The 22,131-nt window shown below is 62.4% G+C and carries 17 protein-coding genes and 1 pseudogene; 10 read left to right on the top strand and 8 right to left on the bottom strand.

Translation table 11 applies throughout. The annotated features are described in order from the left end of the window. Positions 1-128: 128 nt before the first annotated feature. From ACYU70_RS13330 to ACYU70_RS13340, 3 genes are read right to left on the bottom strand one after another with little or no spacing between them, the layout of a single operon-like run. A complete protein-coding gene (locus tag ACYU70_RS13330) occupies positions 129-515 on the bottom strand; it encodes a hypothetical protein (RefSeq protein ID WP_342298055.1) in 387 nt (128 codons plus the stop codon). 42 nt (positions 516-557) lie between these two features. Further along, entirely contained in the window at positions 558-848 is a 291-nt protein-coding gene (locus tag ACYU70_RS13335; protein ID WP_342298057.1) for a hypothetical protein, read from the bottom strand. 21 nt (positions 849-869) lie between these two features. After that, positions 870-1,073 (bottom strand): hypothetical protein, encoded by a 204-nt coding sequence (locus tag ACYU70_RS13340; protein ID WP_342298059.1) that lies wholly within the window; start codon positions 1,071-1,073, stop codon positions 870-872. Between the two features lie 521 nt (positions 1,074-1,594). Here ACYU70_RS13340 and ACYU70_RS13345 point away from each other — a divergent pair. The 3 genes and pseudogenes from ACYU70_RS13345 to ACYU70_RS13355 all read left to right on the top strand — a co-directional run bounded on the left by ACYU70_RS13345 (position 1,595) and on the right by ACYU70_RS13355 (position 4,187). After that, a pseudogene (locus ACYU70_RS13345) lies at positions 1,595-2,932 on the top strand (glycoside hydrolase family 88/105 protein). A gap of 158 nt (positions 2,933-3,090) precedes the next feature. Continuing rightward, positions 3,091-3,462, top strand: coding sequence for a hypothetical protein (locus ACYU70_RS13350; protein WP_342298061.1), 372 nt, complete (start codon positions 3,091-3,093; stop codon positions 3,460-3,462). A 41-nt stretch (positions 3,463-3,503) separates the two neighbouring features. Further along, positions 3,504-4,187: a GDSL-type esterase/lipase family protein gene (locus ACYU70_RS13355; protein ID WP_342298063.1), complete on the top strand. Its 684-nt coding sequence runs from the start codon at positions 3,504-3,506 to the stop codon at positions 4,185-4,187. Positions 4,188-4,353: 166 nt separating this feature from the next. Here the strand turns inward: ACYU70_RS13355 and ACYU70_RS13360 are convergent, their stop codons facing one another. The 3 genes from ACYU70_RS13360 to ACYU70_RS13370 form a co-directional block, all read right to left on the bottom strand. Next, complete coding sequence (locus tag ACYU70_RS13360) at positions 4,354-5,451, bottom strand: PKD domain-containing protein (RefSeq protein WP_342298065.1); 1,098 nt, start codon at positions 5,449-5,451, stop codon at positions 4,354-4,356. A gap of 47 nt (positions 5,452-5,498) precedes the next feature. Next, positions 5,499-6,848 carry a TolB-like translocation protein gene (locus tag ACYU70_RS13365; protein ID WP_342298067.1) on the bottom strand — a complete coding sequence of 450 codons (1,350 nt, stop codon included), beginning with the start codon at positions 6,846-6,848 and terminating at the stop codon, positions 5,499-5,501. Between the two features lie 120 nt (positions 6,849-6,968). Next, the gene (locus ACYU70_RS13370; protein ID WP_342298069.1) at positions 6,969-8,477 is read right to left on the bottom strand and encodes a rhamnogalacturonidase; all 1,509 of its coding nucleotides are present in this window, start codon (positions 8,475-8,477) and stop codon (positions 6,969-6,971) included. 515 nt (positions 8,478-8,992) lie between these two features. On the opposite strand from ACYU70_RS13370, the gene ACYU70_RS13375 reads away from it, so the two are divergent. Continuing rightward, positions 8,993-9,961: a hypothetical protein gene (locus tag ACYU70_RS13375; RefSeq protein WP_342298071.1), complete on the top strand. Its 969-nt coding sequence runs from the start codon at positions 8,993-8,995 to the stop codon at positions 9,959-9,961. Between the two features lie 81 nt (positions 9,962-10,042). Here the strand turns inward: ACYU70_RS13375 and ACYU70_RS13380 are convergent, their stop codons facing one another. Next, positions 10,043-12,403 (bottom strand): mechanosensitive ion channel domain-containing protein, encoded by a 2,361-nt coding sequence (locus ACYU70_RS13380; RefSeq protein WP_342298073.1) that lies wholly within the window; start codon positions 12,401-12,403, stop codon positions 10,043-10,045. A 172-nt stretch (positions 12,404-12,575) separates the two neighbouring features. Here ACYU70_RS13380 and ACYU70_RS13385 point away from each other — a divergent pair, with 172 nt between their 5' ends. From ACYU70_RS13385 to ACYU70_RS13395, 3 genes are all read left to right on the top strand, one after another. Beyond that, positions 12,576-14,432 carry a M1 family metallopeptidase gene (locus tag ACYU70_RS13385; RefSeq protein WP_342298075.1) on the top strand — a complete coding sequence of 619 codons (1,857 nt, stop codon included), beginning with the start codon at positions 12,576-12,578 and terminating at the stop codon, positions 14,430-14,432. Positions 14,433-14,596: 164 nt separating this feature from the next. Beyond that, positions 14,597-15,712 (top strand): inorganic phosphate transporter, encoded by a 1,116-nt coding sequence (locus ACYU70_RS13390; protein ID WP_342298076.1) that lies wholly within the window; start codon positions 14,597-14,599, stop codon positions 15,710-15,712. 221 nt (positions 15,713-15,933) lie between these two features. After that, complete coding sequence (locus ACYU70_RS13395; protein ID WP_342298078.1) at positions 15,934-17,196, top strand: hypothetical protein; 1,263 nt, start codon at positions 15,934-15,936, stop codon at positions 17,194-17,196. Between the two features lie 94 nt (positions 17,197-17,290). Here ACYU70_RS13395 and ACYU70_RS13400 read toward each other — a convergent pair whose 3' ends face one another. After that, complete coding sequence (locus ACYU70_RS13400) at positions 17,291-17,815, bottom strand: acyl-CoA thioesterase (protein ID WP_342298080.1); 525 nt, start codon at positions 17,813-17,815, stop codon at positions 17,291-17,293. A gap of 134 nt (positions 17,816-17,949) precedes the next feature. Between ACYU70_RS13400 and ACYU70_RS13405 the strand changes: the two genes are divergently transcribed. From ACYU70_RS13405 to ACYU70_RS13415, 3 genes are all read left to right on the top strand, one after another. Then, a complete protein-coding gene (locus ACYU70_RS13405) occupies positions 17,950-19,956 on the top strand; it encodes an FAD-dependent oxidoreductase (RefSeq protein WP_342298081.1) in 2,007 nt (668 codons plus the stop codon). Between the two features lie 45 nt (positions 19,957-20,001). Then, positions 20,002-21,606: a hypothetical protein gene (locus ACYU70_RS13410; RefSeq protein ID WP_460616020.1), complete on the top strand. Its 1,605-nt coding sequence runs from the start codon at positions 20,002-20,004 to the stop codon at positions 21,604-21,606. 71 nt (positions 21,607-21,677) lie between these two features. Next, a complete protein-coding gene (locus ACYU70_RS13415; protein WP_342298083.1) occupies positions 21,678-22,088 on the top strand; it encodes a hypothetical protein in 411 nt (136 codons plus the stop codon). Positions 22,089-22,131 lie beyond the last annotated feature (43 nt).

The raw sequence follows: 22,131 nt of genomic DNA on the forward strand, positions 1-22,131 counted from the left end.
TAGTAGGCAACTAAACCCGTAGACTGCGTAAAGGTAGGAAACTGCTTCTAGGCAATTGATTTTATTTTTTTAGCAAATTGATTTTTTTCTAATATTAAACTGCGGCCGCGGCCGCTCCGCCGGGTCCGTCAGCCAGGCCCACACGTCGCAAGCCGCGTAGTAGTCGGCCAGCGCCCCGTGAGCAGCACCTTGGCCATGGGCGCGTCGGCGTTGCCATAGTCCTTCACCACGGCTTCCTCGGTGCACACATCGTCGATGCACAGGTGGCGGCCGTCGCCCCTGCCCAAGGCCTGCTGCTGCTTGCGGCTCTCCTCACCGGCCCGGTAGGCCGACTCCACGGCTTCGTCCGACGTCATGCGGTACCCACGGATGGGGTTGGCCGAGAACATTTTCAGCAGCATCGTTTTGCCTACGGGGCCCAGCATGCACAGTCCTTTGCGAATGTCGAGGCCGTGCAGCCCCATCGCCTTGCCCTGCGTGAGAAACGCGGCCTCGTCGCCGGCGAAGTAGTACACCAGCAGGTCAAACAGCTTGCCGCCGTCCGGCGTGAGCGAAAACTAGAGCGGCGGCATCAGGTGGGCCGTGAGCTGCTGGCCTTTGGCCCACGCCCACCGGGCCAGCGCGCCGGCGTCCCACGGCATTTTCGGCAGCTCCCGGGTGGCCCGCTCAGCAGCGGCGCGCTGGGCCGAAACCGACGAGGCGCTGCACACGCGCTGCTGCATCGTGTACAGCGCCTCGTCGGTTTCGGCCGTGGTGAGCAGCACCTGGTCGCGGTCGGGCAATTCCGGCGGGTCGGTGCTGTTGTCGCGGCGCACGTCGTGCCAGGTGTCGGTTTTGGGGTCCTGCACTAGGTCCGTGTTCAGCGCCCGCTAGCTAACGAACGCCTGGTAGAGTTGGCCCCATTTCTCGCCCCGGGCCTGGTGCAGGGCGTAGTTGACTTGGCCGGACTGCAGCTCGATTTCGTCAGGCAGCGGAGGTGCGGTTGCGCCCGCCGGTGTAATCCGAAGCAGAGCGGGTGTTGACGCGGCTGGCTGCCGCAGCCGGGCCATTGTTGCACCGATTGGAAGTGCCATGGGATTGCTGATGAAGGGCGAGGTTTTTCCGGCCGTTGGCAATGGAATCCGTGATGATTTTCAGGGCGAGGGCTTCGTCGGTGTCGGCGAGTGAGCTTGATGAGGGCTTCTTCTTCGTAGCTGTCGCCCCGCAAGGGCTTTTCGAAGTCAATCATGTGCTTGCGCCACTTCACCCACGTGGCCCGAAACTCGTCGGAGTCGAAGGGCAGGTGCAGTTGGGGCAGGAAGGACCCCGCGTCGCGGCCAAAGGGGCGGGGTTGGGGCTGACGCCGGGGTTTTGAGCTACCGAATTTCAGCTTCGAGCTCTCCTATTTTTTTGAGTTCAACCCGCACCCGTTGGGAGTCTTGTGAGTCTAATTGAGAATAATGAGAGTCTCCAAATTACGCGCGAGGCGTTTTGACTATAGTCATGGTCCATTTTGGCTATAGGGAGGAGAACCATCAGGGCGAAGCAGGACACCGCAGGAGAATCCGCTCCAACCCGGCTTCTACCTTGGCCAGCCAACGCCATTCCCACCGCCATGCGCCAACTCCTCCCGGCCCTGTTCCTGTTCCTCGCCGCCGCGCCCGCCCACGCCCAGGTAAAAGCCAACGACACCACCACGCCGCTCCACCTGCTAAAACCCGACTATCCCGTCCCCTACGGCCAGACCAAAGCCGAGGACGTGAAGCAGGTGCTCGACCGCGTGTACGCCTACCTCAACGCTGCCACGCCGGCTGAGCTGGTCGATAAAAAGACCAACGCCCCCATCACCGACCGCCGGAAATTCAACCCCGACGCCATCATCAAGCCCGGCGATTTCCGCCTCACCAGCTATGAGTGGGGCGTGACCTACGCCGGGATGCTGCGCGCCTCCGAAACCACCGGCGACCCCAAATTCGCCGCCTACACCCGCAGCCGCCTCACCTTTCTGGGCGAGCTGGTGCCCTACTTCCGCGCCTACCAAACGGCCCACCCCGAGGCGGCCACGCCCGTGCGCTCCATCGTGCAGCCCCACGCCCTGGATGATGTGGGTGCCATCTGCGCGGCCATGATAAAGACCCAGCGCCTCGACCCCACCGCCAACCTGCGGCCGATGATTGACCCGTTCGTGAGCTACATCATGACCAAAGAATTCCGCCTCGCGGATGGCACGCTGGCCCGCAACCGCCCCCAGCCCAACACCCTCTGGCTCGACGACCTGTTTATGAGCATCCCGGCCCTGGCCCAGATGGGCAAGCTCACCGGCGAGGCCCGCTACTACGACGAGGCCGTGAAGCAGCTCACCCAGTTTGCCCCGCGCATGTTCGACCGGCAAAAGGGCCTCTACATGCACGGCTGGGTGCAGGGCATGGCCGAGCACCCCGAGTTCCACTGGGCCCGCGCCAACGGCTGGGCCATCCTCACCACCGTGGAACTGCTCGACGTGCTGCCCGCCGACCACCCCGGCCGCCCGGCGGTGCTGGAGCTGCTCCGCGCCCACGCCCGCGGCCTGGCCGCCCAGCAAAGCGGCACCGGTTTCTGGCACCAGCTCCTCGACCGCCCCGACAGCTACCTCGAAACCTCGGCCACGGCCATCTACGCCTACGCCATCGCCCACGCCGTGAACCAGGGCTGGCTCGATGCCCCGGCCTACGGCCCCATGGCCCTGCTGGCCTAGAACGCCGTGAGCACCAAAGTCACCCCCCAGGGCCAGGTCGAAGGCACCTGCGTGGGCACCGGCATGGGCTTCGACCCGTCTTTCTACTACTACCGCCCCGTGAACGTGTACGCCGCCCACGGCTACGGCCCCGTGCTGCTGGCCGGCGCCGAAATCACCCAGCTGCTCAAGCAGCACCCGTATGGGATTAATGACAGCTCCGTGCAGATTTTGAAGTAGGCCGGGTAATATTTTAGAGTACGGTCATGCTGAGCGCAGCCGAAGCATCTCTACCGAATGATTTTAGCTCAACAAAGCAATAGAGTCAGTTCAACAAATTACGCATTACATTCCAACGGCTATTTAACTATTTCCAACTGCGCAATTCCTCATCTCTAATGAAAACGCTGCTTCTTGGCTTCGCTTTTTTGATAGCTCTGACAGGGTTTGTATGGAGTCGTTACCATAATAAATCGCATCTGCAATTTTCGTTTCCATTACGCGCTAATAAAGCGCTGTTCATTGAGCAATACAGTGCCGGGTTGGCTAATAACCTAACTGCTGAATACTTGACAGACTCCACTCATTTCAGAAAATACTTAGGCACCTTGGATGATGAGAGCGAAATAATATCTGTAGTGGTTCAAGGCGACCAAATTGTAGTCGATAGAAATAGCAACTACCGGAACTCTGAAATGCACGAGCCGAGCAAAATCCGAGAAACTGTTTACAGTCTCCGCGCCTTGCAAGAAGCTCATGAATTTGAATAGGAGGACTTCTGCGACGCGCCGCCTAACTATTATCCATTCCCATGAAAAAGCTTCTATTGTTTCTGCTGCTCCTGCCGGCCCTGCTGCCCGCGCAAACTCCGGTGGCGTCGGACAAGCCCCTCAACATCTTTACCCTGGGCGACAGCAACGGCACGTTTCCCCACAGCTGGCCCAAGCAGCTGGAGCTGGCCCTGCCCCGGGCGCAAGTCTTCAACCTCAGCAAATCGGGCCGCACCATCGGCTTCGTGAACAACGGCGACAGCACGTTGAATTCGCTGCTGGTCATCGACGAAAATCTGCGCAAAGCCGCCGAGTTTACCAAGGACCGGCCGTTCGACTTCGTAGTGCTGGAGCTGGGCACCAACGACGCCAAAGCCGTTTTTGCCGAACGCCAAAAAGAAGTCCCGGCGAACCTGGAAACCCTCATCAAGAAAATTAAGAACTGCCCCTACCCCGCCATCAGCAAAGCCCGGATTATCATCATCTCCCCGCCGCCCTACGGCACGAAAGCCGAAGCCCTGCCCAAGTACCAGGGAGGCAACGAGCGGGTCCGCCACATGGCCAAAACTTTCCAAAAAGTGGCGCACCGCACCCACTCCCTCTTCGTGAACGGCTACCAAACGCCGGGCCTGGACATCAACACCATGACCGCCGACGGCCTGCACCTGGATGCCACCGCCTCCCGGCTGCTGATAGCGCCTGTGCTGGCCATTATGGCGCGGTAGGTTATTTAACAGCGGTTTTGCAAGTAGTGTACATCTGAACGACGTAGGGGCGGGGCCTGCCCCCGCCCGCCATTGAACGGAATCGTCGCGTGGTGCGAACGGCGGGCGGGGGCAGGACCCGCCCCTACCTCCGACTCTGAAATGGCCTTAAAATGTGGTTGCGGCCTCACTTCACGGCCACGTCCCACACTTTGGCCATGCGGGCTTTGCCGGCCGGGCCTTCCACATTCAGCACCACGATGTACTTGCCGGCATCCTTGTAGCGGTGCACCGGGCTTTGCTCGGTGGAGGTGGTGCCGTCGCCGAAATCCCAGTGCCAGCGCTTGATGGGGCCCCAGCTTTCGTCGGTGAACGTGACCTGGCGGTGGGCCATGTCCGTTACTTGGGACGACCATTGGGCCGCTAGTTTCGGCAGGTACTGCGCGGCCAGCGGCAGCAGCGTGAAGACGGTACCCAGGCTGGAATTGCCGTACATCTTGTGGTTTTTCGAGAGATTCCAGAAGCCTTTTTTGCTTTCGTCGGCCACGTCGTCGTAGTCAATCACGGCCCAGGTGAGACCGATTTTCTTGCCCTCCATCAGCACCGATTCCACGGCGCGGGCCGGCCCTTCGGCCCCGGCGTAGTCAAAGGGCGTAATCCAGAACTCGGCCGTGAGCTTGCCGGGTTGGCCGGGTTTAAAATCGTAGCTGTAGGCGATGTTGGAGTAGGGCAGCTTTTTAATCCAGGGCTGCGCGCCCCAGGCCAGGGCCCAGTCTTTGCCCTCGGCGGGCATGAAAACATGGTAGTTCTGGGCGTGCACGCCGTGGAAGGTGAAGTAGCGTTCCATCAGCGGCAGGTCCTGATTGGGGTGCATTTCGGCGGTTAGCGGGCCGCCGGAGAGGTCGCCGTCTACCACGATTTCGAAGGTGTCGTTGTGCAGGCCCGGCAGGCTGAAATCCCAGTAGTTGTCGTAGGCTTCGTAGAGGAAATAGAGGCGGTTGAGGCCCGCCACCCAGGCCACCCGCACCTTCACGGCGAGGTTGGTGGAATCAGGTTTGGGGTAGTGGCCGGAGTCGTCGCGCAGCTGGTCGGTGCCCACGATGTACTCCTTCGGGAACGTGGCCCAGTCGTCGGCCTTGCCGTCGATGCGGGGTATCATGTTGGCCGGGAATTGGTAGACTTTGAAGCCCCGGTCTTCCTGCGCGTGGGCGGCGGGGGTGAGGGCGCAGAGGACGAGGGCGAGGAAAATTTTGTAGCAGCAGGAGCAGTTTGTTGCAGCGTTCATTGGTTGACTGGCTTGTAGCGTGGACTCTGCGAGTCCGCGCTACGGTTCTAATATTTCCGCTTCAGCCACGCCTCGGGCACCGGAATCACACAAATATTCATGCTCCGCCCATCAGCCGAAAGCATGGCCGATTGAATCTCAACCCGCGTCCCATCGGGGCTCATGGTGGGGTGCGGGTGGTCGGCGGCGGTGGTTTTGTGGCCGGTGGAGAGCAGCAGCATTTCGCGGGTATGCCGGTCTATCAAATAAATATTGCGGGCGAAGTCGTCGCCCACCGCCCAGCGGCCGTCCGGTGAGCCGCTGACGTGCCAGAGGCCGCTGCCGCTGGGCGTCTGGCCCACGATGGTCATTTCGCGGGTGCGGTGGTTCACGATGGCCAGGCCGGTGGGCTTTTCGCGGGTGCCGGATGGGCCCCAAGCGGCCTCCTGACCGGGATTGGCCCCGGCTACGGGCGTGCCGGGGGCCACGTCTTTGGCCACGGCCGGAATGGGGCGGTGGCCCATGATGGCAAAGGCCGTTTCGTCCTTCGTAATCACGGCCTCGTGCGTCACCCACTCATATTCTGCCTCAGGATAGAGGGGGCGCAGGCCGCTGCCGTCGGCCTGCACCGTCCAGGTGCGCTGGGGCGACTTGCCGCCCGTTTCCCAGCAGAATACGATTTCGCCCGGCACCCAGGGGTTGGTCTGGATGTGCCCAATCTGGAACGGTACCGACACCACGTATTTGATGGCCCCGGTATGCACGTTCATGGCCGCGATGCCGGCCGGGCCCGCGCCCATGTGGCGCGGGCCAAACTCGGTTTCCAGCTTGGTGCCGGGGGCCAGGTGGCGGGCGGCTTCCTCCTTGCCCACGCGGAAGTAGGCCCAGTTTTCATCGCCGTCGAGGGCCATGTCGCCGCCGGCTTTTAGCTCGGGCGGCGTGGTGCCGCAGATGCGTTGGTAGGCGCTGGCGGGCTGCATGTGGCCGGCCTTGCTATCGGCGAAGACTTTGGCAAGGTCCACTTCCACGATTTGCAGGGCGGCAGGCTCTTTGCCGCCGTCGTCCGCGCCGTTGGGGTTGCGCATGAAATAGAGTTTCATGGCGTGGCGGGCCACGTTGAGCATGCCGGTGTAGCCACCCTCGCTCACCTGCACGATTTCGCCGGTTTTCTCATTCACCGCCATCGCCTCGTTTTTCGCCCGGCCGGAGCGGAAGATGAGCCATTGCAGGTCAGAAGTCCACTGGTTGTGGGTTTGGTAGATTTTGGAATCGCCGGCCGGCGTGCTGGTGAGGAAGGTGAGCGGCGTGCCGGTTACGGGGTCTTTGATGACCTTCTTTTCGGAAGGGAAGCGGCGACCGATTTGGGCGTGGGCGGTGGTGGCGAGGAGGAGGATGGCGAGAATTAAAGTGTGTTTCATAAGTAGGGTGCGGGGTCGTACCTGAAAGGCTTGCCCCCGCCCGTCGTTGAACGGAATCGTTGTGACGGCGCGGGGGAATTGGTATTTGGCGCGAACGGCGGGCGGGGGCAAGCCCCGCCCCTACCTCGTTCTGGTGGATTTTTTCAGCGGCTCACTGTCACTAATAACCAGCCCGCGCACGCCCTTCAGCACCAACCCGGCCTTATCGGCCGAGACGTTGCGCAGGCGGGCCCCGTCCACGTCCGTCAGCATCAGCGCGGGGCGGGTTTCGGCCCCCAGCAGGTGAATGTTCACGTCGTGCAGCTCGATGTTTCGGGCGTGGCGGATGTAGAAGCCGTAGGCCGGGCCCACGCCCAGCTTCTGGGGCTCGGGGTAGCCTTTCTCATCCTCCGGCAAGTCTTGGATGGCAGCAATCGAAGCCGCGTCCAGCGGCCGGTACCAGATGCTGATGTTGCTCAGCCGCACATCCTCGATGGGGTGGCCGGGCACGCCGCTGATGAGCGTGGCAAACCGCGAATCGGCATTATAGACCGTGATATTGCTGATGTTGATGCGGCGCAACGCCCCCGTAACCGTGCCGGCTGGCCCGCGCAGCCGGCTGCCCAGCCGCAGGAAAATGGGCGAGTTCACCACATCGCGCATCGTGATATTGGTGATGGTCACGTCTTCGAGCAGGCCGCCGTCCACGGTTTCCAGGGCCAGGCCGCGGCAGTAGGTGAACACGCAGTTGCTGATGGCAATGTTCCGAAACCCGCCGTTCGATTCGGTGCCGAACTTGATGCGGCCGGTGGGGCCTTCGTGGTCGGGCACGAGGGCGGCTTCGTTGCGCCGGTAGGTGCCGTTGAGCAGGCTCCCCCGGTCGAAACCGCTCACCTGGCAGTTGCTGATGGTCACGTTTTCGGTGAGGCGGGCGTAGCCGAGGGCGAAGGAGCTTTTCAAGCAAATGCCGTCGTCCCAGGGCGAATTGACGGTGCAATTGCTCACCCGCACGTTCTGACAGCCGTCGATATCGAGGCCGTCGCGGTTGGTGTCGAGCTTCAGGTTATCGATGGTAAGATTATCCACCCCCGTCGCCAGCAGCGCAAAATGCCCGCCCTGCCGCACCGTAAAATCCTTCAGCAGCACGTTGCGGCACAGCTTCAGGGCAATGGCCTTGTTGCCCACGGGGGCCTGGTGCGGCCCCTCCCGCGTGAGGCCCAGCCCATAAATAGTGCCCGGCCCGAGGATGGAAATGTCCACCAGATTTTCGCCCCAAATGAGGCTATTGTGCCAGTGGCTGTGCCCGAAATCCTGAAACTTGTCGTTGGCCGCCGGCTCCGGCGCATCGTAGCCGACAGCGCCCACGGGCGCGGCCGCCAGCAGTACGGTGCCCTGGTCGAGATATAAGGAAATATGGCTTTGCAGCCGAATGGAGTAGCTGCGGTAGGTGCCCGCCGGGAAATACACCGTGCCGCCACCCGCCTTCGCCGCCGCCCCAATGGCCCGGTTGATGGCGTCGCTGTCGATGGTGGCGCTGTCGCCCTTCGCCCCAAAATCCCGGACGTTGAAGCCGCCGGCGGGCGGGGCGGCGGCAACGTTTCGGAAGCAGCTGAGCAACAGCAGGAGCAGGAAAGCGGCGCGGTGTAGCATGGGCGCAAGCACCGGGTTTTTCGGGCCGCAACCCTCCTGTACTGTGCTGAGTGGGGGGAGGTGACAGCTGTAGGGGCAGGGCTTGCCCCTGCCCGCAAAGGAGAGGGGAGCCATGTAGGGTGCGGGGCTTGCCCCCGCCCGGACGTTGAACGGAATTGTTGGAACGATGCGAGCGTCCGGGCGGGGGCAAGCCCCGCCCCTACACCTGTTGATTTTAGAATGTTTATAGTTTATACATTCAATAATAAAGTTGCTTTAGATTAATTAATAGCTGTTTATATAAATCCAATAGTTAGTAGAATTTAATACTTAGTTAAGAAAAGTAATTACATAGTTGCTATTTTCCATTGATGGAAAACAACAACTATGTAATAAAAATCAATAGCTATTGATTGGAATCAGCTAACTAGAAAATAAAATTTATCAACTATTAACTGGATGAAACTAAATAAGTATTAATTATTGATAATAAACGACTTACTTTAGCCATCATCCTTCCTTCTTTTCTCTTTTCGATGGCGGTTTCAGACAACGCGGCACGGCGCGGCTACATCGTGGCCGATGCGACGATGCACCAGGACCAGCGCACCATGCACGCGCACTACCTCAATCACGAAGCGGCGTTTCGGGCCTTCAACCCGGAGTTTGACGCGGGCTTTGGGGGGCGGTGGCTGGCGGCCGTGGAGGCGGCCGAAGCAGCCACCGGCCACACCGAGCGCACCGGCGCGCTCATGGAGCTCACCGCCGGGCTCAGCGCCACCATGGACCAGGCCCGGCAGGCCCTCCAGCGGCTGTTTTATTTCGTGGGGCAGGCCTTTCCGGACAATGGGGGCCACCTCGACCAGTATGGCCGGCGCGGCTACCTAGCCGCCCGCAAGCAGACCGATAAGATGAGCGGGCTGCTGCAAATGGCCCTGGCGGCGGCCACCCGCGACGCGGCGGCGCTGGCCGCCAAGGGCTTTTCGGCCGCGCTGCTGGCCGAGCTGGGGGCGCTGGCCACGGCGCTGCCGGCGGCGGCCTCGGCCAAGGCCATCCAAAAAGGCACCAATGCCGAGGACCGCGCCCGCTACGTGGCGGCCCAAAATGCGGCCTACGCCTACGGGCAGGCCGCCAGCGCGGCGGCCAAAATCTGCTTCACCGAGCGGGCCACGGTGGCCCTGTTCCGCCTCAGCGGCCCGGCCGCCACGCCCCCGGAGCGCCACGCCATCACGGCCCCGGCGGGCGGCTCCAAGGCCGTGGCCTTTGCCACCGCGCTGCTGCCCGATACCCCACTGCGCCTGCGCCTGCCCGCCCCCAAAAAGGGCCAAACGGCGACGGTGTACCGGGTTTCGGCCCCGGATGAGCCGCTGGTGGGGGGCGTGCTATTGGCCGCCGGTGAGCGCCGGCTTGATGTGCTGGCCGGCGAGCTGGGGCCGGCCGGGCAGCTGCTGGTAGTGCTGAGCGGCGGGGCCTACCCGGTGCGCGTGGCGCTGGCGGTGCGGTAGGGTGCGGGGCTTGCCCCCGCCCGTCGTTGAACGGAATCGTTGAAACGGTACAGACGACCGGGCGGGGGCAAGCCCCGCACCCTACCCTAGCTGCAAGCCCTCGGCCGTGAAGCGCCGGTAGATGCCGGATAGAATCTCGCTTTTGGTGAGCTGCTCCTGGCGGATGTTGGTAATCCAGAACAGGACTTTCAATTCGTAAACCTGGCCGTTGATGCTGCTGAGCAGGATTTCGGGGGGCAGGTTGTGCATGGTGTAGGGGCTGGTTTTGATTTCTTCCTGGATGAGCTCGCGGGCTTTTTGGAGGGTGGTTTGGAGGTCGTCGGTGCCGGGGGTCATCTTCAGTATCAGGTCGACGCGGATGTGGTCGTTGGTGCGCGTCCAGTTGATGACGTGGTTGGAGAGCAGGTCGCCGTTGGGCACGATGATTTCGGAGCCGGTGACGGACGTGAGCTTGCTGGACCGAATGCCGATGTCCTGCACGCGGCCCGATTTGCCGGCCACTTCAATGAAATCGCCGACGTGAAACGGGCGCTCGAAAATCAGGATAATGCCGGATACGAGGTTGTTGACGATGCTTTGCAGGCCCAGGCCGATGCCCACGCTGAGCGCGCCGAACACGATGGCAATTTTGCTGAGCGGCAGGCCGGTGGCGGCGGTGGCCAGCGCGAAGCCCACCAGCACGAGCAGCAGCCGCAGCGCCACCAGCCAGGAGCCGCGCTTGCGGGCATCGGAATTATCGTCGCCCACCTCGCCGAAAAAGTAGCCGATATACCGTTGCAGCAGGGCCGAAACGTAGAGAATGAGGAAGAACAGCAGGATGTTGCCGAAGGTGAAAACGGTGCTGCCGAGGGTGTGCGGGGCCGTGAGGGCCTGGTCGAAAAAGCCGTAGACGGCGTTGTACACGTTGAGGTTGGAGGTGAAGACCATCAGCCAGAGCACACCGGAAAGCACCGTGAGCAGGCGCATGAGCTGGGGCTCGATTTTGTCGTAGTCGAAGGCGGCGGTGCCGCCCTCGCTGCCCCGGCTGCACAGAATCTGGAGGTGGAAGGCTTCGGTGAACAGCTCAATGAACACGCCCAGCCCGATGCCCTGCGTGAGCCCGAAAATGGCCGCCGTGCTGAACATCTTGGCCAAACTGAGCCGCCCCACCACGTTGCAGATGATGGCGAGGCCATTGAGCCCGATGAACAGCCAGGAGATGGGGATGAGGAAGCGCATCTGGGCCAGGGTGTCGCGCAGCTTCCAGAGCAGCAGGGCGCCCACGGCCACGGCCAGCGCATTGAGCCCCAGCAGGCCCCAGCGCGCGCCCAGGCCGGTGGTGGCGTTGGCATTGGTGATGGATAGCCACACGAAAAACGCCACCATCCCCAGCCAGTACAGAAACAGCCGGCGCGGCCAGCTCCGCGCAAATACCGCCGTGAGGGCCACCAGGAGCAACAATTGCAGCACCGCCAGGTACACGGGCGGCGGGTGCAGCTCCAGGGCCGGGGCTAGGCTGAACATGACCACCAGCGTGGCCGCGATGGGGCCGGGCCGCAGGTAGTGGAAGGGCTCGGTGAGGACTAAATCCTGCCGGCGCACCCGGCGGTAGTTGAAGGACACCCAACCGTAGAACACCAGCCCGATGAGGGCCATGTAGGCCCAGTTGTCCCAGTTGTTGGCGAAGTAGTAGTTGATGATTTCGCGGCGGTACTGGCCGGCTTTGCGGGCCTTGGGGTCGGCGGGCGGGGCGGGCGTGGACTCGGCTTCCCAGAGCGGCGGGTAGCTCAGCTTGGTGCTGGTGCGGCTGTAGCGGCGCAGCTGGTCGCCCACCTCGTCCTGCAGTTCCATGCCCTGGATGTAGCTGGCGGCCACCTGCGTTTGCAGCTGCTTCACCTTGAGAAACCGCTTGGCCAGCAGCCCGCCGATGCGCTGCTGCCGGGCCAGCAGGGCCGAATCGGAGCGTTCCAGGGCCAGGGTGGTGGCATCGGCATTGGCAATGCGCGGGGGCGGCGGGGCAATGGTTTTGAGGCGGGCCTGCATGGCGGCCAGCTGCGTGTGCGCCTGGGCCAGCTCGGTGCGCCAGTCGGCCAGCTGCTCCTGGAGGGTAACGAGCATGAGCTGGCACATTTGTAGCTGCTTGATGTCGACCACTTCGCCCTTCTGCTTGAGGGTGTACTGGATGGCCTTGAGGTTTTCGACGATATCGGGCAGCTCTTCGGCCAGCGGGCGGGTATCGAACACCTGCCGCACCTGTCCCGAAATGCTGCTGAGCGTGGTATAGCCTACTTCGAGGCGGTAGGAATCGTCGTGGGCCACGGTGGTGTCCACGGCCATGCTGTCTTCTTTCACGACGGTGCTTTGGGCGTGGGCCGGGGCCAGCGCCAGCAGCCACAGCAGCAGCGGGAGGAGGCAGGTTTTTATCGACTTTGGGAAAGCCGATGAGGAATTTGGAACGGGCATACAGGAGCTTTAGACCTGAAAAGTACGCGCCAAAGGGTGGGCTTTATCCCGGCAAAAGATGTGGCCGGAGGTTCTGCCGCTGAACGGGGGCTTTGCATCGACGGGGCCGCACCAGCGAAAACCTGTGTGACATCTTTGCAACGCTCATCCCCTATTCCCGTCTGTCCCAACTATGATTCGAACTCTTCTTACCCTCCTCCTCTTCGCCGGCCTGGCCGATACTGCCACCGCGCAGTCCCTGTACCAGCCCCGCGACATTAAGGCCGCCTTCGCCAAAGGCACCCGCAGCCCCGACGGCCGCCCCGGTCCCAAGTACTGGCAGAACCGCGCCCGCTACGACATCACCGTGCAGGCCGCGCCGCCCGCCCGCGACATCCGGGGCCGCGAAACCATCACCTACTTCAACAACAGCCCCGATACGCTGAAGCAGGTGGTGCTGCGCATCATCCAGAACATCCACAAGCCCGGGGCCTCCCGCGACGGCGATGCCTCGCCCGACTACCTCACCAGCGGCGTGGTGATTGACACTTTCCGGGTGGCGGGCCAGCTCAAAGCCTTGCCCCAGAACCTGGGCACCGCGCCGGGCGTGCGCCTGCCCCGCCCGCTGGCCCCGCACGATTCGGTGAAATTTGCCGTGGCCTGGCACTTCCCCATATCGGTGGAAAGCGGCCGTGAGGGCATGATTGACCCCACCACTTACTTCTTGGCCTACTTCTACCCGCGCATCGCGGTGTACGACGACTACAACGGCTGGGACCGCCTGCCCTTCGTGGACAGCAAGGAGTTCTACAACGATTTCAACGACTACACCCTGCGCGTGCAGGCCCCGGCCAACTACATTGTGTGGGCCACCGGCACGCTGCAAAACCCCAAACAGGTGCTGCAACCGGCAGCCGCCAAGCTCTTGGCTAAGTCGATGACCAGCGACGCGGTGCTGCACATTGCCACCGCCGCCGATTTGGCCAAGAAAAACATCACCGCCCAGCAGCCGATGAATACCTGGGTCTGGACCGCGAAAGACATTTCCGACGTCACCTTCGGCCTGAGCGACCATTACGTGTGGGACGCTGCCAGCGTGATTGTGGATGCCAAGGCCAAGCGCCGCGCCAGCGTGCAGGCCGCTTACGCCGATTCGACGGTGGATTTCCGGCAGTCGGTGAAGAACGCGCAGTACGCGCTGGGCTGGTTCTCGAACCCCAATAACTGGCCCGGCGTGGCTTACCCCTTCCCCAAAATGACGGCCTTCCAGGGCTTTGCTGACATGGAATACCCGATGATGGTGAACGACAGCCCGCAGAAAGACCCCAAGTTTGCGCAGTTCGTGCAGGACCACGAAATCGCGCATACCTACTTCCCCTTCTACATGGGCATCAACGAAAGCCGCTACGCCTACATGGACGAGGGCTGGGCCACCACGTTCGAACTGCTCATCGGCCGCACCGAAAACGGCGTGGCCGAAGCCGACAAGCTCTACAAGATGTTCCGCGTGAACCGCTGGATTAACGACCGTGCCACGGCCGAGGACCTGCCCATCATCACGCCCAGCAGCGAGCTGCGCGCCGGCTACGGCAACAACGCCTACGGCAAGCCCTCGCTGAGCTATTTGGCCCTGAAAGACATGCTCGGCGATGCCCTCTTCAAGAAAAGCCTGCACGAGTACATGGACCGCTGGCACGGCAAACACCCCATTCCGTGGGACTACTTCAACTCGATGAGCAGCGCCAGCGGCCAGGATTTGAATTGGTTTTTCAACAACTGGTTTTTCACGAATAACTACATCGACCTGGCCGTGACGGCCAGCGGCAGCACCGTCACCGTGCAGAATATCGGCGGTTTCGCCGTGCCGTTTGATGTAGCCGTAGAGTACGCCGACGGCACCAAAGAGACGCTGCATCAGTCACCCGCCGTGTGGCAAGCCAACCAGAAGCAAGCGGTGATTACGGTGCCCAAAGCCGTGAAATCGGTGAAGCTGGACGGCGGCATTTTCATGGATGCCAACGAGAAAGACAACACTTGGGCGCAACAATAGCCAGCCATTTCGCACGCGCACTACCACCGCCCAGCGCGTAACAATTTCTTAACATTTTGGTAACATTGGAGAACCAATAGCTAGACTCCCGCCGTAAGTTGTGCTCCAAAGCCCCACGTTGTTGGTCAACGTGGGGCTTTTTGCAAACATCCAACCCTGGCTCTATGCTGCTAATTCTCCTCTTTCTGGCCGTGCTGCTGCTCACGTATTCCAACGGGGCCAACGACAACTTCAAAGGCGTGGCCACGCTTTGGGGCAGCGGCACGCTGGCCTACCGCCCGGCCCTGATTCTGGCTACGGTGGCCACGTTTGCGGGCTCCATCTGCTCCTATTTCTTTGCTGAGGAGCTTATTAAGAATTTCTCCGGCAAGGGCCTGGTGCCGGATGACATTATTCAGTCGGTCGATTTTATTCTGGCGGTGGCGCTGGCGGCTGGCGTCACGGTGCTGCTGGCCACGCGGCTGGGCTTTCCCATTTCGACCACCCACGGGCTGGTGGGCGCGCTGGTGGGCGCCGGGCTGGTGGCAGTGGGCACGGCCGTGAACTTTGCCAAGCTGGGCACCACCTTCTTCCTGCCGCTCATTCTCGGGCCGATTCTGGCCGTGGGCGTGGGCAGCCTGGTGTACGTGCTGTTTCACAGAGGCCGAAAAGCAGCGGGTATCACCGAAGAATCCTGCGTGTGCGTGGGCGACGTCTGGGTGCCGGTGGCCGCCGCGCCCACCAGCGCCTTTGCGGCGCTGCCCACCATTCAGGCCAACGTGGGCACCACGGCCGAATGCCAGAACCTGTATCAGGGCACCTTTATCGGCCTCAATTTTCAGCCCCTCATCAACAACCTGCACTACCTGAGCGCCGCTTCCATGAGCTTCGCCCGCGGCCTCAACGACACGCCCAAACTGCTGGGCCTGCTGCTGGTGTGCAAGTTTTTCGCCATGCCCGTCAACGTGGTGATTCTGGCCGTGGCCATGGCCATCGGCGGCTGGCTCAACGCCAAAAAAGTGGCTGACACCATGAGCAAGAAGATTTCCAAGCTCAACCACGGCCAGGGATTCACGGCCAATATGGTGACCAGCCTGCTCGTCATTTTCGCCAGCAAGCTGGGCCTGCCGGTGTCCACCACCCACGTTTCGGTAGGCAGCATCTACGGCATCGGCCTAGTGAACGGCACGGCCAACTCCAAGGAAATCGCCAAAATCGGCTTGTCGTGGCTGCTCACGCTGCCGGTGGCGGCGCTGCTGAGCGCGGGCTTCTACTTCGCCATTCACGCGCTGCTGCGCTAAGCTATTCCCCGGCCCGGCCCGCCGGCCGGAACGAGTCTTTTTTCATTGCAAAAACAGCGTTACCAGCCACGTTTTGGCTGTGTCATTTTTAATAATTAATGCTTTCACTTTTAACGCGTAGCTCAGTAGCCGTTCGCACAAAAACTGCTCTTCTTGCTGCCCTCCTTTGTGGGGCCAGCCCCTCCTTTGCCCAGATTGCGCCCACGCTCCCCCCGCCAACCGTGCCGCCGGGCATCCGGGACGGCCTCAAAACCTACCTCTCGCCCGACAGCGTCACGTACCTCAAGCTCAACTTCCTGGCCCAAACCTGGGTGCGGCTGAACGAGAGCAACCCGGGCACCACGGTGAACGGAGAGTTGGAGTCCCAAACCGTTGACATGGGCATCCGGCGGCTGCGCCTCGTGCTGAGCGGGCAGCTGACGCCGCGGCTGTACGTTTTTCTGCAATTCGGCCAGAACAACTTCTCGTATCTGTCGCCTCGCAAAACGGGCGCGTTTTTTCACGATGCCACGGCCGACTACGCCCTCATCAAAAAGCACCTGAGCCTGGGCGTGGGCCTCAACGGCTGGAACGGGCCTTCGCGGTTTGCCAACTCGTCCACGGCCTCGATTCTGGGCCTGGACCTGCCCATTTTTCAGGAAGCCACCAACGACGTGAACGACCAGTTTCTGCGCCGGATGGGCGGCTACGCCAAGGGCAAGCTGGGCAAGCTGGACTACCGGCTGGCCGTGGGCCAACCCTTCACGACGCAAACGGCCACCGCCGTGCCCGAGCCCATTTCGCGCAACTCCACTTATTCGACGCGCAACCCGCGCGCGGTGGTCCACAGCTACCTGATGTACCAGTTTCTGGATTCGGAAAGCAACGCCGGGGCCGGCAACGTGGGCTCGTACCTGGGCCGGAAGCGCATTTTCAACATCGGGGCCGGCCTAGTGCACCAGGGCCGGGCCATGTGGCACCGCAGCGCGGCCGGCGACACCATTACCCAAGCCATGAACCTGTGGGCGGTGGATGTATTTTATGACACGCCGCTCAACCAAGCCACCGGCACGGCACTCACGGCCTACGGTGGCTATTACCACTACGATTTCGGCCCCGGCTACATCCGCAATGTTGGACCCATGAACCCGGCCAACGGCGTGAAAGCCGGCCAGGGCTCCTTCAACGGGGCCGGCAATAATGTTCCGCTCCTAGGCACGGGCAACATTTTGTATGCCCAGGCCGGCTATCTGCTCCGGCGCAACCTGCTCGGCGGGCTCGGCACGCTCCAGCCCTACGCCCAGGGCCAGTGGTCGAACTACGACCGCCTCGCCGACCCGATGATGGTCTGGAACGTGGGCATCAACTGGCTCATCCTCGGCAACCTCAGCAAGCTGTCGGTCAACTATCAAAACCGACCCATCTTCACCACCCAACCCAACGGCGACATCACCGCCACCAGCCGGCGCGGCGAGTACGTGCTGCAATACCAGGTCGCCTTTTAGCGCGTTTGGGTAGTAAGTTGAGCTAAAAAGGCCGTCATGTTGAGCGCAGTGCTCAACATGACGGCCTTTTGGCTTGATTACAAGTCCTTCTCCCCTACTCGTCGCTCCCCGCGTTCCGCCGCTGCTTCTTCAGTTGCTGGCGCACCTCTTTCACGCGGTCGTCGAAGCCGTCGGGGTCGTAGTTCACGTTATCCACGTCGAGCTGTTCGAGCAGGTCCATCATGGCGTTGGCGTGGTCGGTGCGGGTGCCGGCGGGCATGGCCACGAAGGTCATTTCCGACCATAGCAGGGCCAGCAGGCGCGTACCGTCCTCGTTGCGCATCTGCATTTCGAGCACGAGGTTGGAATTATCGAAGTGAATGAGCTGGCTCAGGATGCGGACCTGCGTGCTTTGTTTGGCCGGCTTGAGGTAGCTGATGTGGTGCTTGGTGATGACCCAGGCCGCATTTTGCTCACGGGCCAGCTCGCCCATGTTCAGGGAATAATGTGCCGTGGTGTGGTCCTCGCGGGCGTTGAGGAAATAGTCGAGGTAACGCGCGTTGTTGAGGTGGCCCAGCATGTCGCAGTCCTGAAAGTAGATACGGTGCGTGGTTTCGGGCGTTTGGATGAGGCGGGGCATGGGTGGCGAGGGTGTATTGGGGAGGCAAAGGTCGGCATGACGTGCTTTTCTGCCCGCTCAATCCAAAAAATACTCGGCACGCCTAACACTTCGCGGAAATTTCCTTACCTTTTACCACCCAAAATTCCCGCCCCATGTTTTCGCTTACGCCCGCCCGCTCTGCCATCCTCCAGGCCCTGGCCGACACCTTCATTCCCGCCCTGCCCGATGGCAGCCCCGCCGGCTCCACCGGCCTGAACCTGGACAAGTTGCAAGAGGCCATTCGCGAACAGCCGGAAGGCGCGCAGAACGAATTCAGTCAACTACTCGACCTGCTGGAGAAGCCCCTACTGGGCCTCACCTGGTTCGGCCCGCTGAAACCCTTCCGCAAGCTGGATGCCGCCCAGCGCGAACAGCTGCTGCAAAGCTGGGCCGCCAGCAACGTCCCCCAGCTGCGCAAGGGTTTCAACGCGCTGCGCAAGCTGTGCACGCTGCTGTACTACGGCGGCAGCATGAGCGAGGTGCCGGCCGCCTGGGGCCGCCTCGGCTACCCCGGCCCCGATGAGAAGCCGGTGGATTCGCCCAAACCCATTCGCACCCTGCACCCTACGCAGGATACGGTGTATGAGTGCGACGTGCTGGTAATCGGCTCGGGCGCGGGCGGCGGCGTGGTAGCCGGCGAGCTGGCCGAGGCCGGCCATGATGTATTGGTCATCGAAAAAGGCCCTTACTGCCACGGCTGCGACTTTACCCAGCGCGAAGTCGACATGCTGGGCAAGCTCTACGACGCCAAAGGCACCCTCTCAACTCAAGATGGCAGTATCGGCATCCTAGCCGGCTCCTGCCTGGGGGGAGGCACCACCGTGAACTGGGCCGGGGCCTTCCGCACGCCCGATTATGTGCTGCAGGAATGGGCCCGCGAGCACAATGCGCCCCACTTCACCACTCTCGAATTCAAGGAAAGCCTCAACGCCGTGGCCCGCACCATCGGCGTGAACACCAACTACACCCGCCACAACGGCCAGAACCAGGCCCTCTGGGACGGCTCGACCAAGCTGGGCCAGGAAGTAAAGCTGATTCCGCGGAACGAAAAGGGCCTAACTGATTCGGACAGCCACTTTCGCAGCCTCGGCTACACCACATTGGGCGATGCCTACGGCATCAAGCAGGGCACGCTGAATACGTATTTGCTCACCGCCTTCGAGCACGGAGCCCGCATTCTGGCCGATACTAAAGTCGACCGCGTAACTATCAGCCAAGGCCGCGCTACCGGCGCGGCAGCCGTACATACCACTGCCGACGGCCGCGCCATCCATATCACCGTGCGGGCCAAGCGCGTGGTGGTGGCAGGTGGGGCCATCCAGACGCCCGCGTTGCTCCTGCGCTCCGGCCTGAAGCACCCGCACCTGGGCCGCCACCTGCACCTGCACCCCACGGTGGTGGTGGGCGCACGCTACCCGCAGGCCATGAACTCCTGGCACGGCCCCAGCATGAGCGTGGTGAACGACACCTACACCATGCTGCACGGCACCAATTTCGGCGCGAAGCTGGAAACGCCGCCCACCCACCCCGGCCTGCTGAGCATGGTGCTACCCTGGCTCTCAGGCAAGCAACACCACGAGCTACTGCGCGATGCCGACCACCTCGGCTCGTTCATCGTCCTCACCCGCGACCGCGACGGTGGCCGCGTCAGCATCGACAAAAACGGTGCGCCGCTGATTGACTACACCCTCTCAGATTTCGACCGCGCCAACATGCTGGAAGGCGTGCGCGCCGCCGCGCAAATCCACATCGCGGCCGGAGCCGAAAAAGTATATCTGCCCCACGGCACCCTGCCAACTTTAGAAGCTAAAAACGGCGTTTTACTCAATCCCGAAGTGCTCGACAAGCTGCCGCATCTGAGCTGGAAACCCAACCAGTTTGGCCTCTACAGCGCCCACCAGATGAGCACCTGCCGCATGGGCGGCGACGCGGCGACGCACCCGCTCAAGCTCAACGGCGAAACCGTGGAGGTGCAAAACCTCTTCGTAGCCGATGGCTCGGCCTTCCCCGCGTGCAGTGGCGTGAACCCTATGCTGACAATCATGGCGCTGGCCCACTTCACGGCCCAGGGCCTGAAAGCCAGCCGCGCAGTGGAAACACCAGCCGCGGCCCTGGCATGATGCACCCCGCCGGAGGCTACCTTTGAGGTCGATTTTAGGCACTTCATGGGGAAGATTAACGATAAAAACAGGCGGATAATAACCGGCCTGTTTTTCGGGATTTTATTGTTGCTCGGCCCGCTGCTGGTGCGCGACTACGGCATGGGCTGGGACGAGCGCGCCGACCGTATGGTGGGCTACATGAGTCTGCGCTACATGGCGCAGCTGCTGGCCCCGCAGGTGCTGGCCGCCGGCCACTTCACTGGCATCCACGAGCTGGCCACCCACGGCGATGCCGACCACGGCCCGGTCTTCCAGATGCTGCTGGCGGGGCTGGAAATTGCCTTCTTCCGCCACGACCCGCGCGGGGCCGGCTGGATGCGGCACCTGCTCACCTTCGGCGTATTCGTAGCCGGCGTGTGGGCTGTGTACCGGCTGGGGCGGGCGCGGTTTTCCAGCTGGCGTTGGGGCTTGGTGAGCGCGGCCCTGTTGGTGCTCTCGCCGCGCATCTTCGCCGAGGCGTTTTATAACTACAAGGACATTGTGTTCCTGAGCCTGTTTGCGCTGGCCATCCTCACGCTCACACGGTTGCTGCACCGGCCCACGGTGCGCGGGGCGCTACTGCATGCGCTGGTCTGCGCCCTGGCCACCGATGTTCGCACGATGGGCATTCTGTTGCCGGGCCTCACCGTCGCCTTTGGGGCGCTGGAAATGTGGGCGCGGCCGGCCCGGCGGGCGGCCCTTCTGCGGGCCGGAGCGTGGTATTTGGCGGCGCTGGGCCCGCTGGTTGTGCTGTTCTGGCCGTTTTTGTGGGAAGCGCCGGTGGCGCGGTTCTGGGCGTGTTTCGGCAGCTTCCGGCGATACCGGCAGACGATGAAGGTGTTTTATCTGGGCGAACTGATATCCTGCCAGCGGCTGCCGTGGCACTACCTCTCGGTGTGGCTGCTGGTGACCACGCCGGTGGCCTACACCGCACTGGCCGTGGGCGGGGCCTGGGCGGTGCTGCGCGGGCTGCTGGCCCGGCCCACGGCATGGCTGCGCCACACCACCAACCGCCAGGGCCTGCTGTTCGGAGCCTGGCTACTGGGGCCGCTGGTGGTGATAGTAGTCATTCAATCAGTAGTATACGATGGCTGGCGGCACGTATATTTTATCTATCCGGCCTTCGTGCTGCTGGCCGTGCGGGGGCTGCGGGCGGGGGTGCGGGCCTGGCAGGCGGCTCCCCCGGCCTCGGCGGCCCGGCGCATGTGGTGGTTAGCGGGTGGGATGCTGACTTTGGGCATTGCGCACACGGTTTTCCGGCAGGTGCACGACCATCCATATCAGTACGGCTACTTCAGCTTTCTGCCCGGGCCGGTGGCGCAACGCCTGTTCGAGCGGGACTACTGGGGCGTATCGGGCCGCGACGGGCTGGCCTGGGTGCTGGCCCACGACCACAGTGCCACGGTGGCCATCAGCGACACGCTGCCCCAGAAAATCACCCTGCACAACAATTCGCTGCTGCTACCGGCCGCGCAACGGGCCAGGCTGCGCTTCGTGCCCCATGCGCAGGCCCGGTATTTTCTGGGAATTTACCGCTGGCATCCGGGGCCGTATGAGCCGCAGTTTGGCACGCCGGTACACGACATTCGGGTTGATGGCATGACGATTCTGACGGTATTTCGGCGCTGAATTTTTGCGGCTGAATGGACCTTACGGCCCTTTCTTCCGTACTGGTTGGAATATTGCTATTCCCGCTTCTTATGCGTCCAGTTCGTTTTGCCGTGGTGCTGTCATTGAGCCTGACCGCCGCCAGCTGCTCCATCTTTCATCACCGCGACAAGGCTGCGCCCGTGGTCGAGACCGTGCGCACCGCCGATTCGCCCACGCCGCCCACCGCCGCCCGCGACCTCGCCGACGTGATGGCCACCGACCTCCAGCTCACCCCCGAGCAAACCGGCCGGGTCCGCAGCATCCTCAGCAATACCGTGGCCCAGGCCAACGCCGCCAAGGAGAAATTCCCGCCCCAGTCGCCTCAGCTGCTGGCCGAGCAAAAGCGCATCAACGCCGCTTCCCAGCGCGAGCTTCAGCAAACCCTCGGCCCCGTCAAATTCAAGCAATTCATCGCCAACCAGCGCAAAATGGCTGCTGAGATGCAACAGCGCCAGAAGTAGCAACGGAGTAAATTGGACAGCGGCCAAGCACCCGCCAATAACC

It is taken from the genome of Hymenobacter segetis, assembly GCF_054776495.1.

What these genes read in the sequence shown, in the direction of transcription:
- ACYU70_RS13340 (WP_342298059.1), bottom strand. Translation starts at nt 1,073, where the DNA reads ATGGCACTTCCAATCGGTGCAACAATGGCCCGGCTGCGGCAGCCAGCC.
- ACYU70_RS13350 (WP_342298061.1), top strand. Translation starts at nt 3,091, where the DNA reads ATGAAAACGCTGCTTCTTGGCTTCGCTTTTTTGATAGCTCTGACAGGG.
- ACYU70_RS13355 (WP_342298063.1), top strand. Translation starts at nt 3,504, where the DNA reads ATGAAAAAGCTTCTATTGTTTCTGCTGCTCCTGCCGGCCCTGCTGCCC.
- ACYU70_RS13360 (WP_342298065.1), bottom strand. Translation starts at nt 5,451, where the DNA reads ATGAACGCTGCAACAAACTGCTCCTGCTGCTACAAAATTTTCCTCGCC.
- ACYU70_RS13365 (WP_342298067.1), bottom strand. Translation starts at nt 6,848, where the DNA reads ATGAAACACACTTTAATTCTCGCCATCCTCCTCCTCGCCACCACCGCC.
- ACYU70_RS13370 (WP_342298069.1), bottom strand. Translation starts at nt 8,477, where the DNA reads ATGCTACACCGCGCCGCTTTCCTGCTCCTGCTGTTGCTCAGCTGCTTC.
- ACYU70_RS13375 (WP_342298071.1), top strand. Translation starts at nt 8,993, where the DNA reads ATGGCGGTTTCAGACAACGCGGCACGGCGCGGCTACATCGTGGCCGAT.
- ACYU70_RS13380 (WP_342298073.1), bottom strand. Translation starts at nt 12,403, where the DNA reads ATGCCCGTTCCAAATTCCTCATCGGCTTTCCCAAAGTCGATAAAAACC.
- ACYU70_RS13385 (WP_342298075.1), top strand. Translation starts at nt 12,576, where the DNA reads ATGATTCGAACTCTTCTTACCCTCCTCCTCTTCGCCGGCCTGGCCGAT.
- ACYU70_RS13390 (WP_342298076.1), top strand. Translation starts at nt 14,597, where the DNA reads ATGCTGCTAATTCTCCTCTTTCTGGCCGTGCTGCTGCTCACGTATTCC.
- ACYU70_RS13400 (WP_342298080.1), bottom strand. Translation starts at nt 17,815, where the DNA reads ATGCCCCGCCTCATCCAAACGCCCGAAACCACGCACCGTATCTACTTT.
- ACYU70_RS13405 (WP_342298081.1), top strand. Translation starts at nt 17,950, where the DNA reads ATGTTTTCGCTTACGCCCGCCCGCTCTGCCATCCTCCAGGCCCTGGCC.
- ACYU70_RS13410 (WP_460616020.1), top strand. Translation starts at nt 20,002, where the DNA reads ATGGGGAAGATTAACGATAAAAACAGGCGGATAATAACCGGCCTGTTT.
- ACYU70_RS13415 (WP_342298083.1), top strand. Translation starts at nt 21,678, where the DNA reads ATGCGTCCAGTTCGTTTTGCCGTGGTGCTGTCATTGAGCCTGACCGCC.